This is a genomic window from Pseudomonas sp. MDT2-39-1 (genome assembly GCF_054898085.1).
On sequence record NZ_CM142716.1, the window covers coordinates 340,938 to 353,627 of the forward strand.

Sequence of the window (12,690 nt, forward strand, 5' to 3'; positions counted from 1 at the left end):
GACGAATGGCAGGAACAAAAAAGCCCGGCGGTTAGGCCAGGCTTTTCGTTGTCACCTTCTACGTGCGCAGGGATGACAGGATGGGTAGATAATGGCTCATTGGCTCAATGCCAGTCAAGCGACTTCTGACATCATTAGGCCTTCATGCTCAAGTATGTGCTGAGCCTCCATCAGAGCCATGTCCACACTGCTCTCTAGAGCCTTGCGAATATCCCTCCGCCACCGCTCCTGCGTCTTGATCGGATGAGGCTCGTTCGACCAGTTGTCCATTTCATACCACCCAGCAGGCAGCACGTTGGTCGAGCGCTTCCCGTCCGACCCCGGCAGCTTTGGCATCGCCCAAGTGACAATGGCGCAATGCAGGAACCGCTCAGGCGCCGGCGAGCGCATGACCTTCGTCAGCTCGGCAATGGCGACGTGCTTGCGATCTGTGTGCGTCGAGAACTTCGCGACCAAGGCACGCCAGTGCGCAGCAGACAGCGACTTGTGCAGTCGACCGAACACCCAACAGTCAGTGAGGAATGCAGCCTCCTTACCGACGATCTCCCCCTTCTGCTTTGCGCATTGAACCTTCGGCTCGAAGTCGCAGCCGCCGGCGGAGTTGATGGTTTCGGCGGCGAGCGCCCGGACTACTGCGGATACCACATTGCGATATGTCATGCCGCTCTCCCCTTCAGCTCTCTTGTTTTTGCCCGGTAGTCGGCGGTCATCGCCTTCAGCTCTTCGATGGTGTACTTCTTCGGCTCATGTGGACCTTCGAGCCAATCAAGCCTTTCCGCTCCGATCTTTTCCAGCAGTCGCGGACGATAGGAAACGATGTTCCCGGACTTCTCCAAGTTGCAGTTCTTGTTGCATTGGATATGTACGTTCAGCGGCTCGAATCGAAGCTCTGGGCATGATCCAACTGTTCGATAGTGGCCAGCGCAGAACTGGACGTTTGCTGTCGTTCCGCATGAGATGCATGGACTCCCATCGTCCCGTGCGCGCACCCAGGCATTGAAAGCGACCTGTGTGTCCTTGAGGTGATCCGCCCTGCTCTTCAGCTTCTCCTTGCGAACCTTGATCTCTTTGCGCTCGATCTGGGCCAGCGACTTGCGCGCCTTCTCCTGATTCACGTCCTTGATGGCCAGTCCGCACTTAGGGCTGCACACGGCCTGACCCAGTCGCTGCGGCGGGAAGCTGATACCGCACGCCGGGTTCTTGCACTTCTTCGGCTTGGGTTGTTTGGCGATCATGCGGCTTCCTTGCTGAGCAAATCGGTGAACACCACACCCTGGCCGGTGAAGAACCCGGCGATGCGGTCGGTGTACGCCACGCCTTGGGCGCGGTTGAACAGGCTGGTAACTGGGAAGCCGTCAGGGCCGAACAGCTTGCATTCGCCCATCATGGCCAGCTTCTCCTCGTAGGGCAGATGGCGCATTACCCGGTACCACGCTGCTTGGAATCCTGAGTCCTCGTTCAGCAGGATCTGCACGCCGAAGTGCAGCTTGCAGTAGCGTCGGGCATCGGCCGCGTCGCCGATCTGGGTCATCTCGGCGATGCGCTTGTACATCCCAAACCACAATGAATTTTGATCAAGGGTTCGGTCCTTGCCTGGACGCAGGGAAACGACGACGAACTTCTTGTCGCGGTACATCGTGGTCAGGCTGGTGATTGCCTCGGAGAGCTTGGCCTGGCTGTTGACGCTGATCTTGTCGGTCATGATCAAAACCCCTCCTTGCCGCGCTGAGATTCCCACTCGAACGGGATGACGATCACCCCTCCCTCCCGCAGACGATCCGCGCAGCGCTCTCCGATGGCGGCCGGCAATGCCTTGGCATCCAGGTTCGAAACAATGACCGTCGGGCGCTGCTCCTCGTACCGGCCATTGATGATTGCGAACAGCGTGGTCAGCTCGAAGTCGCCGGGCTTTTCCTTGCTGACTCCGATCTCGTCCAGGATCAGCAGCGAGGGGCTGATCAGGCTCGCCAAAATCTGGCTTTCGCTCTGCTCACTGGTTCGGTCGTAGGTGGCGCGAATGGCCTGCAACACGGCGCCTACGGTGCGATACACGGCGGTGGCGCTCGATCGGGCCATGATCTCGTTGGCGATCGCCACGGACAGGTGCGTCTTGCCGGTGCCAGGCTTGCCCAGCAGCAACAGGCAGCGGCCCGACTCGGCGATCTGCGAGAACTCGGCGGCGTATCGACGGCAAGTGTTCAACGCCTTGTGCTGCTCGGCGGTGGTGGCCACGTAGCCCTCGAAGGTCTTGCCAGCGAAGCGCTTGGGGATCAGCGCCGAGCCGAGCTTGCGCTCCATGGCCATTCGAAGCATCAGCACCTTGCTTTGGCGCTCAGACTCGTCTGTCTGCTCCTGAACAATCCGGGAGCACTCAGGGCAACCAGTCTTCAGCTCGCGGCCGATGACCGAGAAAATCTTCTGCTCGAACTCACCATGGGTTTCGCAATCGGCGGGCTGGATGCGGGTTCCCGGCGGAAACTCAGGGGTCGGTTGTACTGGCTCAGAACGCATAGCTACCGTCCTCCCGCTGGATCAGGCCGGCGGTGTAGTCGCGATCAGCGAAGCCGGAGTGGCGTGACGGCGCAGATGGTTCCGGCGGCACCGATTCAGCCAGACGTTTGATCACCCAGGACGCTTTGAATCCCTGCCACCCAGAAGTCAGCGCTTCGGTGATTGCGTCGGATGCGGTGATTCCGGCTTCGACGCACTTGGCCAGCTCAGCGTTGACGGTTGACCAGACGGTGGCAGTGACGGCGGCGCGCTTGGCCTTGCGTTGGGTAAGCCAATCGGCCAGCAGTTGCTCAGGGACGTTGTGCGGATTGTCGGCCATCAGCTGGGTCATGCCGAACGGAGCCTTGCGATCAGACTTCGGCGGTTCCGGTTGTTCTTGGGGCGGATTAATCTCTTCCGAAGGAAGAGTTAATAGGGGTTCTTTCTTTGTATAAAGAAGGCAAGTTGCCGTTTTGGTCTCACTCGCATCAGGTCTCAGTGAGACGATTTGGGCTGAGTGAGACGTTTTGGTCTCAGTGAGATTGGAAGGTTTTTCCTCGTAGAAGGACCACTCGCGAATAGGGGAAATCCCGATATCACCTCGGCTTCCCCCTACACGGAAAATGATTCGACGCTCAAGGAGATGACTGATCGCTTTCGACGTGACGTCTCGGCGCATGTTGGTCTGCTTGCCGATATCGTCGGCGGTCAGGCGCTTGGTTTCGAGTTGATAGCCGATGGTCTGCCGTGCAATGGCCATGAGAACGCGCAGTTCGCGCGCTGGCAGGTCAACCGTAGCCAAAGCCTCCATCAGGCTGTTGTCCATGCGGGTGAATCCCCTGCTGCTGTTCAGCTGGATGATGTTGTCGGGGGTCATTGCTGGGCTCCCGGAGAACGAGATTTGACGCGCGACACGTTTTGCGTTTGAACAAAACGTGTCGCGACATGGTTCGGGGTATTGCTTGAATTGAGTTGGCTCTGCATAATCGACCTCATCAAGTGGTAATGAATTAGCCGGGGCGCAATCCCGGCTTTTTTGTGCCTTAAATTCAGGCTATGGATTTCAAATTCGGGCGATGCTTCACAAGCAGGGCGTCAGCCTTTCGGCCCAACTCCCCTGCCCTCGCTTCAACTTGGCGGCATTGCTTGGCAAACGCCGGCAGATGCGGCAAGTCCGCTTCGCACATCACCTGGTCGTCGAACACTTCGCTGCCGGTATCGATCACATCGCCCAGGGCGCGGATCAGCGCACCGAAGCTTTTGTTCGCGCACTGCTCGCTTTGCATCTGGCGGGCGCCGATAAGTCCGTGGCGACCAGCCAGTTCGTTGATGCAGTGATCACGGAATTCAGGCTCCAAGGCATTCACCCACGACTCTTCCAGCCACGACGGCATGTCTTGGTCGCCGGAGAGCCAGCGCTGCACGCGCTTCAGCCAGCGGCCGGTTGCCTTCACGAACTCGCCCACGTCGTTCCGCGCTGTGAGTGCGGCGAAGTCCGGTACCTCTTTGGTTGTCGCTTTTTCCGGGCACGACAGGTGCAACTCGCGGCTCAGCGCCTGGGCGAAGTCGTCCTGGCTCAAGCTGGTACGAGCGATCTGGTTCGCCGCGTGAGCGACCAACACTTGGTCACGGGTTTGAACGCTGTGTCTTGAACTGGACGTATTCATAAGGCTCTCTCGTTCGTATTCTGGGTTCATGCCAAATCGCTACTACTGATCAGGGACGAACCCATGACCTACTTTTCTTCTTCTTGGCCCCTTATTAGGTGCCAGCCCCGCCTGGTCCAATTCCTGCTGCAATGGCCCCTAATAAGGGGCCGGACCGTTACCTCTCAGGGAAAATCGAAACCACGTTTTGTGCCTGAGCCTCTTGCGCACACTGAGCAGCGAGGCGGCTTCGCAAGGCTGCGTTATCTGCTGCAAGGCGTGCGGCACTTCGCCGCTCGACTACGCGTTGCTCTGTTATTTGCAAGATCCGATCAGCCAGCTGATCCATGCCGATACCGACCTCGTCAGCCCACTGCTCAAGCCCGTCTTTCTCGTCCTGCGTGTACTGCCCTACTTCCGTTATTGCAGGCATTGGTGCCTCCTCCATGGCCTAGTCAGGCGCTGAGTTTCTTGTCGTTGACCTGGGTAATAGCGTCCTGCTCTCGCTTGGCTTGCAGCGCTGATCGAATGAGCTCGTGGACTAGTGCGCTAGGCTGCATTTTCATTTCGCGGGCCAGCTCGCCCAGCGCCGGAAAGCCGTCCAGCTCGTTGTCGTCGATCAACGGGAAGTAGCCGTAATCATCTTTGAACCGCAGAGCCGCCAGAGTGAGGTCACGAACCAAGGCGCCCGGCTGAATCTCACGCGCCAGCGCTTCCACCTGGAGAGCGGCGTAAGCGTCGTCATTCAGGCGCGACTTCAGCTGGTGGGTGTTGCGATGCGTCTTATTGCCGTAGGCCATGGATTCGCTTCCGCATTCAGGGGTGACGGGGCTGGGTTAGGCGGCAGATTTCTTTGGGGTCGTCTGCGCCGGGAAGGACTTGAGCTCGTGCGCTTCATAAGTCCCGTCCTGATTGCAGGTGACGGAAATATTTCGCTGGGCCGCGATGGCCTTGCTGATCGCAGCAGGGCTGACCAGAAGAGCCTTGGCCGCAAAGGCCTGCCCTTTCGTAGCAACCAGTTCTGTAAGTGGGATCTGCTTCATTCTGGAAATCTCGAATGGTGTTCTCGAGATCAATATTAACCGCCGGTTAGGTTTCTAGCAACACCGCCGGTTGCCGCAAATAAATTAACCAACGGTTAAATTTCACGGATGAGTAAAAAGAAAGAACTTTCCCCAGAGCTGAAAGCCGAGTGCGACGCCGCGAAGGCGCTTTTCGTATCGAAAAAGAACGCCCTCGGTCTCACACAAGCAAGTCTTGCAGAAGCAGCTGATATCTCTGCAGCAGCTGTCGCGATGTACCTGAACGGCACCAATCCGCTGAATGTAAAGTTTGCGGCCGTGCTGTCGCGTTTACTTGACGTGCCTATTGAGAAATTCAGCAAGAGGCTGGCGGCTGAAATCAGCGGGCTTACAAGCGCTGCCGATCAAATCAACGCCTCATCGGAGAGCACGTCTGCCGCAGACATGGTTCGCCAAATGCTTTCCAAGCAAGGGAAAGGATTGTCTGATGAGGCTCGTAGGCGGTTACTTGCAGCTGCTGAAGCCGATGATGGCGGTGGCGTCATAGAGGTCGACTACTATCGCCCGGGCGTGGCCGGTGATGAGGTGTGGATTGCGCATTACGACGTTCGCGCCGCAATGGGTGGTGGGCAAATCCCTCACGACTATCCAGAGATGCTCCAGGATGTTCGTGTAAGCCCCCAGCATCTGCGCGAAATGGGAGTTGAGTTCAAGGAACACTTCCATCTCAAGATGGTGACAGGGTGGGGTCAGTCAATGGCGCCAACGATCAAGCACCGCGACCCCCTGCTCGTCGACATCAGCGTTCGAGAGTTCGCAGGCGACGGAATTTACATGTTTTCTTGGGATGGGCACCTGTACATCAAGCGCCTCCAGTGGATGGGGGAAGATCGGGTCAAAATGATTTCTGATAACACCCGACATCCACCCGAGACCATCCGAGCGGAAGAGATGTTCATCCAGGCGCGGGTTCTGCTGGTTTGGAATGCTCATCTGGTTTGATGTCGCGCCATTGAAAACTTCTTCGGCGCGGCGAGGGATTGTAAGAATTGTGTTCTGGTGGGCGATGTATTCGCGCCAACAATTGAAAGACAGAGCAATGCCCTGAAGAAGGGTTGATCAATGCCAAAGAAACATCAGGAAAGCAAAGCAGCGACTGCTGCTGACATTGAGCGCTCTATCCAAGCGCTGAACAAAATGGCGGAACGCCTCTGGGGCGATGGTCGGGAGACTGAGGCGAAAGCCCTCCTCGATGCCTTGGATTCTCTAAACCGGGCGCTCGATCGGATCAGAATTGGAGAGAGCCGCAAGGTTCTTCATTGACGACCGCCATGGACTCATTAAAAGGCCTAAAGCGGCCAAAATATGTATGAGGCATAGATGACACTGACCAAGCCAAATCAAGACCTAAAGCGCGACCTACAGGGTGTCGCGTCCGATCTGAAGTGGTCAGCCGTCGAGCTGATGCGAGTCGCCGAACGGCTGAGCCTGGCCGGGAACGAAGCAGATGCCCAGGCCGTGCTGAGGATGTGCGCCGTGTTTCATGCGGACGAGGATCGGCTGACTGCTTATGCGGCGGAGATCGGGGCCGGGAGGATTGTTCGGAGCAAGGCTGAGTAACGGGGGCATCATCTCCACGAAGGTTATGCTGGCTTGGAATGCTCGGAAGGTATAGCTAAAAATTGAAAACAGTTAATTGGTAGCAAATCAATCTAATAAATCGACTTTCTCTTAATTTTAGATTCATCGCTAGGAGTACTGTAGTGCACAGGAATGCAACATTTTACGATCTTAAAATTAGCGCCTTCGGAATGTCTAGAGCAGAGGGAAACACTGCGCATTTCGTAGCAACTCCGAAATCCTTAACCGCAATATCTTTACAACTAAAACAGCTTTTCGAGACTGGCGACAGACTGCTATTAAAAGGCAGAGTAAGCACCTCTCCAAAGTATTTTTTGTCCGACTTAAGACTAACTGAAAAACAGCTTGTACTATTGATTAACATTAGCGACCCGACCGCTCCAGACTCGGTTTCCTCTGACCCAGAAAACAAGAGTCGAGTTGTCCACGCTAAACCTCCTGGTCACGGAGGCGAGCACTCAGCGCATGTTGTGCTTAATTTAAGCCCTGAGAAAGGCGACGACTACTACCTTTGCGTCGTTGAAGCCGTTTATGGCTCCGGACTTCATCTGACCAGCGTATTAAAATTCTTAAAGCACCTAATCAGAAAATGCAAAAAAGAATTCCCAAGCGAATACTTGATTGCCAACAATAATGGCGCACGCGACACGTCAGGAAACGCCTTGCTAGTTCATTTGATGCACGACATTGAACTTCAGGGTCACCCGTCAGACGATTTCAAGAAGGATTTGGATGGCGGAACATTATCTGCCATTCAGCTACTAAATTTTTCCAAGGAAGGCGCTGTATGGGACGAGCAAGGAGGCATAATTGAGCGACAACGAACTGTCGATCTTAGACCCAAGCCTGATATGATTGGGACGCTCGCATCATCTCTCCGCCAGCTTAGGGCAACAGTAACCAAATCTGACGTTGAATATAAGCATATTAGAATAAAGTTCAAGACAGAGTCAGGAGTGCAGAAGGATGCCACTATTGCCACTAGCACCGGCAATCTTGTCGCAAGCGAAAAGTATGTCAAACGTCACCCAATAAGCACCCCGCTAGTAAATACCAGTAGCTTTGAAAAGATAAATACATTTATACTTAGGGAAATCACCAAACTAATGGAGTAGACAATGTTACTAGGACAGCTACTTCGCCCTTTCGGCTACCTGGCTATACAGCACCCATATAAGTGGATTGTGGACTGGCTATACCCGACCATTCTGTCTCTTATAACCGTCGCCACCATATGCATTGCAAGCAATCAAACGATTACATACGCCCCTGGTAGTTTGATTTCTTTAGTACTTTCATTTGTTCAATCCCTGCCTGGATTTTACATAGCGGCACTTGCGGCAATTGCTACATTTGGAAGATCGGATATCGACAATGTAATTCCAGAGCCGACGCCAAAAGTAATAGTGAGATTCAGAGGATTAACAAACATAATTGATTTAACAAGAAGAAAATTTCTTGCAATGCTTTTCGCCTTCTTAACCGCGCAGAGCATCGTAGTAGTAATACTTTCAATATTCCTACTCAGCTTTGGAAAAGCCATTTGCACATACTCTTACCTTGGGTTTCCTGCCGGGATGTATTTCAGCGGAATCCTCCTCTTTGTTTACTTCTTAGTATTTTATCAAATGATCGTTGCTACTTTCTGGGGGCTCTACTATCTGGGGTACAAACTGATGGAGTAACGCGTTTACTCTGCCCCCAAGTCCGGCCCAGCGCCGGGCTTTTTCGTTCCGACCTTTCACAAGTTTTTCACGGGCTGCAGCCTATGGTGATTTCAGCTCCTAATGAAACCTTTAGCCCGCGCTCCCCACGCGGGCTTTTCTTTGTCTGTGATTTGATGATCGCGTCAGAGATTCCCCTGGGCTACGCTGTCCATTCCCTCGAACGGAGTCGAAGCCATGCCCTCCCCCGAATACTCTCTCCCCGATGTACTTGAACGCCTGCATCACAATCAACTCGCCCTAGAGGCTGCGCTGATGGAGCTGACCTTATTGGTTGAGAACCAAGGTCATGCCGAGACTGGCGACAACGTCCGCGGCGCCCTGGGCGCCATAGGTGAGAACGCCGGACATATTCACCAAGGTTTGGCCAGGTTGAAAGCTCAAGGGCCGGATTGATCGCAGCACCCTCCTCTGGATATACGCAACAAAATTGAGCCCGCCCAAGCGCGGGCTTTTTATTGTCTGTCAGAAAGGCACCGGCTCCTCTATTGGCTCGAAGACTTCTGCCGGCCGATCCTCCTCGGCACACGCCTCCCACTTCAGCGTCACCGACTCATCGTTGGGGATTCCATGCGCACTTGGACACCCAGTCCACGAACACTTGGACAGCGATTCCACGCTGACTTGGACACTCATTCCACGAGCACTTGGACAGTGATCTCTCACTGATCCGACCCAAGCTCAGGCAGGCAGCAACGCAGGATTATTCACTACCATCGACCTCTTTTCTCGAAGCGAAGAGGTCGTCGTGGAGCGTATATCCATGCGTAAAATCCGAGAGGTACTACGCCTAAAGTTCGACGCCGGCCTGTCCGTGCGCAAAATTGCTACCAGCCTGCGCATTAGCAGCGGCAGTGCCGGCAATTACCTGCACCGCTTCAACGCTTGCGGGCTGACTTGGCCCACGCAGTTGTCGGACGCCGAACTGGAGCGACGTCTATTCCCGCCAGCGCCGACGGTGCCCAGTGATCAACGTCCGATACCGGACTGGGCTCATGTCCATGCCGAGTTACGTCGCCCCGGCGTCACCCTGGCCCTGCTTTGGCAAGAGTATCGGCTCAGCCACCCGCAAGGTTTCCAGTACAGCTGGTTCTGCGAGCACTACCGCCTCTGGGCCGCCAAGGTCGACGTGGTCATGCGCCAGGAACACCGTGCCGGCGAGAAGCTGTTCGTTGATTACGCCGGCCAGACCGTGCCGGTCATTGATCGGCGAACCGGCGAGATCCGCCAAACGCAGATCTTCGTCGCCGTCCTCGGCGCGTCCAGCTACACCTTCGCCGAGGCCACCTGGTCGCAGAAACTGCCCGACTGGCTGGGCTCGCACGTGCGCTGCTTCGCCTTTCTCGGCGGTACATCGCAGATCCTGGTACCGGACAATCTGCGCAGCGGCGTTACCAAAGCGCATCGTTACGAGCCCGACATCAACCCCAGTTACCGCGACCTCGCCGAGCATTACGGCGTGGCCGTGTTGCCTGCCAGATCTCGCAAACCTCGGGACAAAGCCAAGGTTGAAGTCGGCGTCCAGGTCGTCGAGCGGTGGATCCTGGCGGTGCTGCGCAACCGCCAGTTCTTCTCCTTGGGCGAACTCAACACAGCCATCGCGCTGCTGCTGGATCGCCTCAATCAGAAGCCCTTCAAGAAGCTGCCCGGCTCACGCCGGTCAGCCTTCGAGACCATCGACCAACCTGCGTTGCAACCGCTGCCGGAACACCCTTACGTCTACGCCGAATGGAAAAAGGTGCGGGTACACATCGACTACCACGTCGAGGTCGACGGCCATTACTACTCGGTGCCGTATCAGCTGGTGAAGCACCAACTCGAAGTGCGGCTGACTGCGCAAACCGTCGAGTGCTTCCACGCCAACCAGCGCGTGGCCAGCCATCTGCGCTCAGCACATAAAGGCCGCCACACCACCCAAACTGAGCACATGCCCAAAAGTCACCGCGAACACGCCGAATGGACGCCCCAGCGACTGATCCACTGGGCAGAGCAGACAGGCCCGAATACGGCCGGCGTCATCGCCTACATCCTCGAACGCCGGATCCATCCGCAGCACGGCTTCCGCGCCTGCCTGGGCATCCTGCGCCTGAGCAAACAGCACGGCGAAGAGCGGCTGGAAGCCGCTTGCCAGCGAGCGCTGGCACTGGGCGCGTGCAGCTACAAAAGCCTTGAATCGATCCTGCGCCAAGGGCTGGAACGGCTGCCGCTGGCCCAGCAAAACCTGCCGTTACTGCCTGAAGAACACATCAACCTGCGCGGCCCTGGCTACTACCACTGACCTGAAAAAGGAGCACCAAAATGCTGCCCAACCCGACACTCGACAAGCTGCAAACCCTGCGCCTGCACGGCATGATCAAGGCGCTTGGCGAACAACACGCAACGCCTGACATCAACGATCTCAGCTTCGACGAACGCTTCGGTCTGATGGTCGACCGCGAGCTGACCGAGCGCGAAGACGCCCGCCTGACTACTCGCCTCAAGGCCGCACGACTGCGCCATAACGCCTGCCTGGAAGACATCGACTATCGCAGTCCGCGTGGCTTGGACAAGGCCTTGATCCTGCAACTGGGCAGCGGCCAGTGGCTGCGCGACGGCCTGAACCTGATCATCGGCGGCCCAACTGGCGTAGGCAAAACCTGGCTCGCCTGCGCGCTGGCTCATAAGGCCTGCCGCGACGGTTACAGCGTGCGTTATCTGCGCTTGCCGCGCTTGATGGAAGAACTAGGCCTGGCCCACGGCGACGGCCGCTTCGCGAAACTGATGGCGGGTTATGCCAAGACCGACTTGCTGATCCTGGACGACTGGGGCCTGGCGCCGTTTACCGCTGCGCAACGGCGCGACATGCTTGAACTGCTGGACGACCGCTACGGCAACCGCTCGACGCTAGTGACCAGCCAGATGCCAGTGGACAAATGGCACGCACTGATCGGCGATCCGACCTTGGGCGATGCGATCCTCGACCGGCTGGTGCACAACGCTTATCGGATCGAACTGAAGGGCGAATCGATGCGCAGACGCGCAACGAAATTGACGGCGACAGAGACTTCAGACTAACAATGCAAGCCTGCGTCGCTGCGCTCCGACTGCCTGCCCAAGTGGACGTGGATCAGGTGTCCAAGTGAGCGTGGAACGAGTGTCCAAATGATCGTGGGCTGAGTGTCCAAGTGTCGTGGAATCCGCACTCATCGTCGTTGAACGTCATGTCTATGCCGTCCGTCTCGTGTAGCAAGCCCATCACCTCATCCCACTCGCGATCCCCATCCGTATCCAAACGATGGATCGTCACCCAGCGCTGAGTCTGCGCCACGGGGTGATTGATCATCGATGAGACGCGCATCCCGAGCCGCTGCACGCCGCTGACTTCCTCGCGGATTGTTTGTTTTGCCTGCTTCTTCGCCTTTGCCACATCACCCTCCTATAGCTGTATATCCATACAGGTTTAGAAGAAGCATACGCCATCGCACTGAAAAATAAATTAACCGCCGGTGTTGACTAAGCATAAACCGCCGGTTAATTTAGTTCCATCGCAACCGGCACCCAATCAGGGGCCAGCTGCGAAGGGTCGAGAGATCCGCCGCTCTTTAACAGCTCAGGATCCTCGCCATCGACTACCCCGGGTTTCAGCCGGTAAGTGCGAGCAACAAATAGTCGATGCCACGCCAGCTCTGGAACTGGCCGTGCTCACCAGATGTGAGTACGCGAAACCACGCAAGCCAGCCGTACCAGCACCGAACACGAAATGTGCGACGACGGCCAGAGATATGAATCCGGCGATGCGCGCGGTGGAGAAACGGAATTTTTCACTGATGCACCTGGTAACGGGTGCATTGGGAAAACAACCGGAGCATGACCATGAACAAAGAACAGGTTTACGACGATCAGATCAGCCCGCTCATGCAGCAGATCATCGGCATCTGCAAGGAACAGGGCATCGCAATGGTGGCGAGCTTCGACATTGCCCACGACGGCGAAGGCCCGAACGGAGAGGACTGCTCCAGCTTGGTCTGCAGCACTTTACTGCCCGATGGCAACGACGAGCCAAACCCAGTATTTGCCCAAGCTAACGCCCTCATCCGTCGCGGCGGCCGGCCCGCACCGATGATGTTCACCACCGAACATGGTGACGGCTCCAAGACCATGACGGCGGTTATCTGATTTCACTGGCTG

General features: G+C 56.4%; 19 protein-coding genes. 9 read left to right on the plus strand and 10 right to left on the minus strand.

From position 1 onward, the window contains the following. Positions 1–114 precede the first annotated feature (114 nt). The 9 genes from ACYZTM_RS01685 to ACYZTM_RS01725 all read right to left on the minus strand — a co-directional run bounded on the left by ACYZTM_RS01685 (position 115) and on the right by ACYZTM_RS01725 (position 5,179). Entirely contained in the window at positions 115–660 is a 546-nt protein-coding gene (locus ACYZTM_RS01685) for a hypothetical protein (RefSeq protein ID WP_461986612.1), read from the minus strand. After that, positions 657–1,235 (minus strand): recombination protein NinG, encoded by a 579-nt coding sequence (locus ACYZTM_RS01690; RefSeq protein WP_461986614.1) that lies wholly within the window; start codon positions 1,233–1,235, stop codon positions 657–659. The genes ACYZTM_RS01685 and ACYZTM_RS01690 overlap by 4 nt, the downstream gene beginning before the upstream one ends. Further along, positions 1,232–1,702, minus strand: coding sequence for a hypothetical protein (locus tag ACYZTM_RS01695; protein WP_461986616.1), 471 nt, complete (start codon positions 1,700–1,702; stop codon positions 1,232–1,234). The genes ACYZTM_RS01690 and ACYZTM_RS01695 overlap by 4 nt, the downstream gene beginning before the upstream one ends. Before the next feature lie 2 nt (positions 1,703–1,704). Further along, positions 1,705–2,511 (minus strand): ATP-binding protein, encoded by an 807-nt coding sequence (locus ACYZTM_RS01700; RefSeq protein WP_461986618.1) that lies wholly within the window; start codon positions 2,509–2,511, stop codon positions 1,705–1,707. Beyond that, on the minus strand, positions 2,501–3,367 hold the full coding sequence (locus ACYZTM_RS01705; protein WP_461986620.1) for a replication protein: 867 nt from the start codon (positions 3,365–3,367) through the stop codon (positions 2,501–2,503). The genes ACYZTM_RS01700 and ACYZTM_RS01705 overlap by 11 nt, the downstream gene beginning before the upstream one ends. Positions 3,368–3,539: 172 nt before the next feature. Continuing rightward, complete coding sequence (locus ACYZTM_RS01710; protein ID WP_461986622.1) at positions 3,540–4,157, minus strand: hypothetical protein; 618 nt, start codon at positions 4,155–4,157, stop codon at positions 3,540–3,542. A 157-nt stretch (positions 4,158–4,314) separates the two neighbouring features. Beyond that, positions 4,315–4,569 (minus strand): hypothetical protein, encoded by a 255-nt coding sequence (locus ACYZTM_RS01715; RefSeq protein ID WP_461986624.1) that lies wholly within the window; start codon positions 4,567–4,569, stop codon positions 4,315–4,317. Between the two features lie 22 nt (positions 4,570–4,591). Then, positions 4,592–4,936: a hypothetical protein gene (locus ACYZTM_RS01720; protein WP_461986626.1), complete on the minus strand. Its 345-nt coding sequence runs from the start codon at positions 4,934–4,936 to the stop codon at positions 4,592–4,594. Between the two features lie 36 nt (positions 4,937–4,972). Beyond that, positions 4,973–5,179 (minus strand): Cro/CI family transcriptional regulator, encoded by a 207-nt coding sequence (locus ACYZTM_RS01725; protein WP_461986628.1) that lies wholly within the window; start codon positions 5,177–5,179, stop codon positions 4,973–4,975. A 108-nt stretch (positions 5,180–5,287) separates the two neighbouring features. Between ACYZTM_RS01725 and ACYZTM_RS01730 the strand changes: the two genes are divergently transcribed. The 8 genes from ACYZTM_RS01730 to istB all read left to right on the plus strand — a co-directional run bounded on the left by ACYZTM_RS01730 (position 5,288) and on the right by istB (position 11,577). Then, a complete protein-coding gene (locus ACYZTM_RS01730) occupies positions 5,288–6,160 on the plus strand; it encodes a S24 family peptidase (protein ID WP_461986630.1) in 873 nt (290 codons plus the stop codon). A gap of 120 nt (positions 6,161–6,280) precedes the next feature. Further along, the gene (locus ACYZTM_RS01735) at positions 6,281–6,481 is read left to right on the plus strand and encodes a hypothetical protein (RefSeq protein WP_461986632.1); all 201 of its coding nucleotides are present in this window, start codon (positions 6,281–6,283) and stop codon (positions 6,479–6,481) included. A gap of 57 nt (positions 6,482–6,538) precedes the next feature. Then, the gene (locus ACYZTM_RS01740) at positions 6,539–6,778 is read left to right on the plus strand and encodes a hypothetical protein (RefSeq protein WP_461986634.1); all 240 of its coding nucleotides are present in this window, start codon (positions 6,539–6,541) and stop codon (positions 6,776–6,778) included. Positions 6,779–6,921: 143 nt separating this feature from the next. Then, complete coding sequence (locus ACYZTM_RS01745; protein WP_461986636.1) at positions 6,922–7,914, plus strand: hypothetical protein; 993 nt, start codon at positions 6,922–6,924, stop codon at positions 7,912–7,914. Positions 7,915–7,917: 3 nt separating this feature from the next. Continuing rightward, on the plus strand, positions 7,918–8,484 hold the full coding sequence (locus ACYZTM_RS01750; RefSeq protein WP_461986638.1) for a hypothetical protein: 567 nt from the start codon (positions 7,918–7,920) through the stop codon (positions 8,482–8,484). 216 nt (positions 8,485–8,700) lie between these two features. After that, positions 8,701–8,919: a hypothetical protein gene (locus ACYZTM_RS01755; RefSeq protein ID WP_461986640.1), complete on the plus strand. Its 219-nt coding sequence runs from the start codon at positions 8,701–8,703 to the stop codon at positions 8,917–8,919. A gap of 367 nt (positions 8,920–9,286) precedes the next feature. After that, on the plus strand, positions 9,287–10,801 hold the full coding sequence (gene istA, locus ACYZTM_RS01760; RefSeq protein WP_461986642.1) for an IS21 family transposase: 1,515 nt from the start codon (positions 9,287–9,289) through the stop codon (positions 10,799–10,801). A gap of 20 nt (positions 10,802–10,821) precedes the next feature. Then, entirely contained in the window at positions 10,822–11,577 is a 756-nt protein-coding gene (gene istB, locus ACYZTM_RS01765; RefSeq protein WP_461984078.1) for an IS21-like element ISPsy14 family helper ATPase IstB, read from the plus strand. A gap of 52 nt (positions 11,578–11,629) precedes the next feature. Here istB and ACYZTM_RS01770 read toward each other — a convergent pair whose 3' ends face one another. Further along, a complete protein-coding gene (locus ACYZTM_RS01770; RefSeq protein ID WP_461986644.1) occupies positions 11,630–11,929 on the minus strand; it encodes a DUF1654 domain-containing protein in 300 nt (99 codons plus the stop codon). A 446-nt stretch (positions 11,930–12,375) separates the two neighbouring features. Here ACYZTM_RS01770 and ACYZTM_RS01775 point away from each other — a divergent pair, with 446 nt between their 5' ends. Next, complete coding sequence (locus ACYZTM_RS01775; RefSeq protein WP_461986646.1) at positions 12,376–12,678, plus strand: hypothetical protein; 303 nt, start codon at positions 12,376–12,378, stop codon at positions 12,676–12,678. Positions 12,679–12,690 lie beyond the last annotated feature (12 nt).

Excerpts from the sequence above, each read along its gene's own strand:
- istA (WP_461986642.1), top strand. The coding sequence starts at position 9,287 with ATGCGTAAAATCCGAGAGGTACTACGCCTAAAGTTCGACGCCGGCCTG.
- ACYZTM_RS01685 (WP_461986612.1), bottom strand. The coding sequence starts at position 660 with ATGACATATCGCAATGTGGTATCCGCAGTAGTCCGGGCGCTCGCCGCC.
- ACYZTM_RS01755 (WP_461986640.1), top strand. The coding sequence starts at position 8,701 with ATGCCCTCCCCCGAATACTCTCTCCCCGATGTACTTGAACGCCTGCAT.
- ACYZTM_RS01690 (WP_461986614.1), bottom strand. The coding sequence starts at position 1,235 with ATGATCGCCAAACAACCCAAGCCGAAGAAGTGCAAGAACCCGGCGTGC.
- ACYZTM_RS01725 (WP_461986628.1), bottom strand. The coding sequence starts at position 5,179 with ATGAAGCAGATCCCACTTACAGAACTGGTTGCTACGAAAGGGCAGGCC.
- ACYZTM_RS01735 (WP_461986632.1), top strand. The coding sequence starts at position 6,281 with ATGCCAAAGAAACATCAGGAAAGCAAAGCAGCGACTGCTGCTGACATT.
- ACYZTM_RS01715 (WP_461986624.1), bottom strand. The coding sequence starts at position 4,569 with ATGCCTGCAATAACGGAAGTAGGGCAGTACACGCAGGACGAGAAAGAC.
- ACYZTM_RS01710 (WP_461986622.1), bottom strand. The coding sequence starts at position 4,157 with ATGAATACGTCCAGTTCAAGACACAGCGTTCAAACCCGTGACCAAGTG.
- ACYZTM_RS01705 (WP_461986620.1), bottom strand. The coding sequence starts at position 3,367 with ATGACCCCCGACAACATCATCCAGCTGAACAGCAGCAGGGGATTCACC.
- ACYZTM_RS01740 (WP_461986634.1), top strand. The coding sequence starts at position 6,539 with ATGACACTGACCAAGCCAAATCAAGACCTAAAGCGCGACCTACAGGGT.
- ACYZTM_RS01775 (WP_461986646.1), top strand. The coding sequence starts at position 12,376 with ATGAACAAAGAACAGGTTTACGACGATCAGATCAGCCCGCTCATGCAG.
- ACYZTM_RS01730 (WP_461986630.1), top strand. The coding sequence starts at position 5,288 with ATGAGTAAAAAGAAAGAACTTTCCCCAGAGCTGAAAGCCGAGTGCGAC.
- istB (WP_461984078.1), top strand. The coding sequence starts at position 10,822 with ATGCTGCCCAACCCGACACTCGACAAGCTGCAAACCCTGCGCCTGCAC.
- ACYZTM_RS01695 (WP_461986616.1), bottom strand. The coding sequence starts at position 1,702 with ATGACCGACAAGATCAGCGTCAACAGCCAGGCCAAGCTCTCCGAGGCA.
- ACYZTM_RS01700 (WP_461986618.1), bottom strand. The coding sequence starts at position 2,511 with ATGCGTTCTGAGCCAGTACAACCGACCCCTGAGTTTCCGCCGGGAACC.
- ACYZTM_RS01750 (WP_461986638.1), top strand. The coding sequence starts at position 7,918 with ATGTTACTAGGACAGCTACTTCGCCCTTTCGGCTACCTGGCTATACAG.
- ACYZTM_RS01720 (WP_461986626.1), bottom strand. The coding sequence starts at position 4,936 with ATGGCCTACGGCAATAAGACGCATCGCAACACCCACCAGCTGAAGTCG.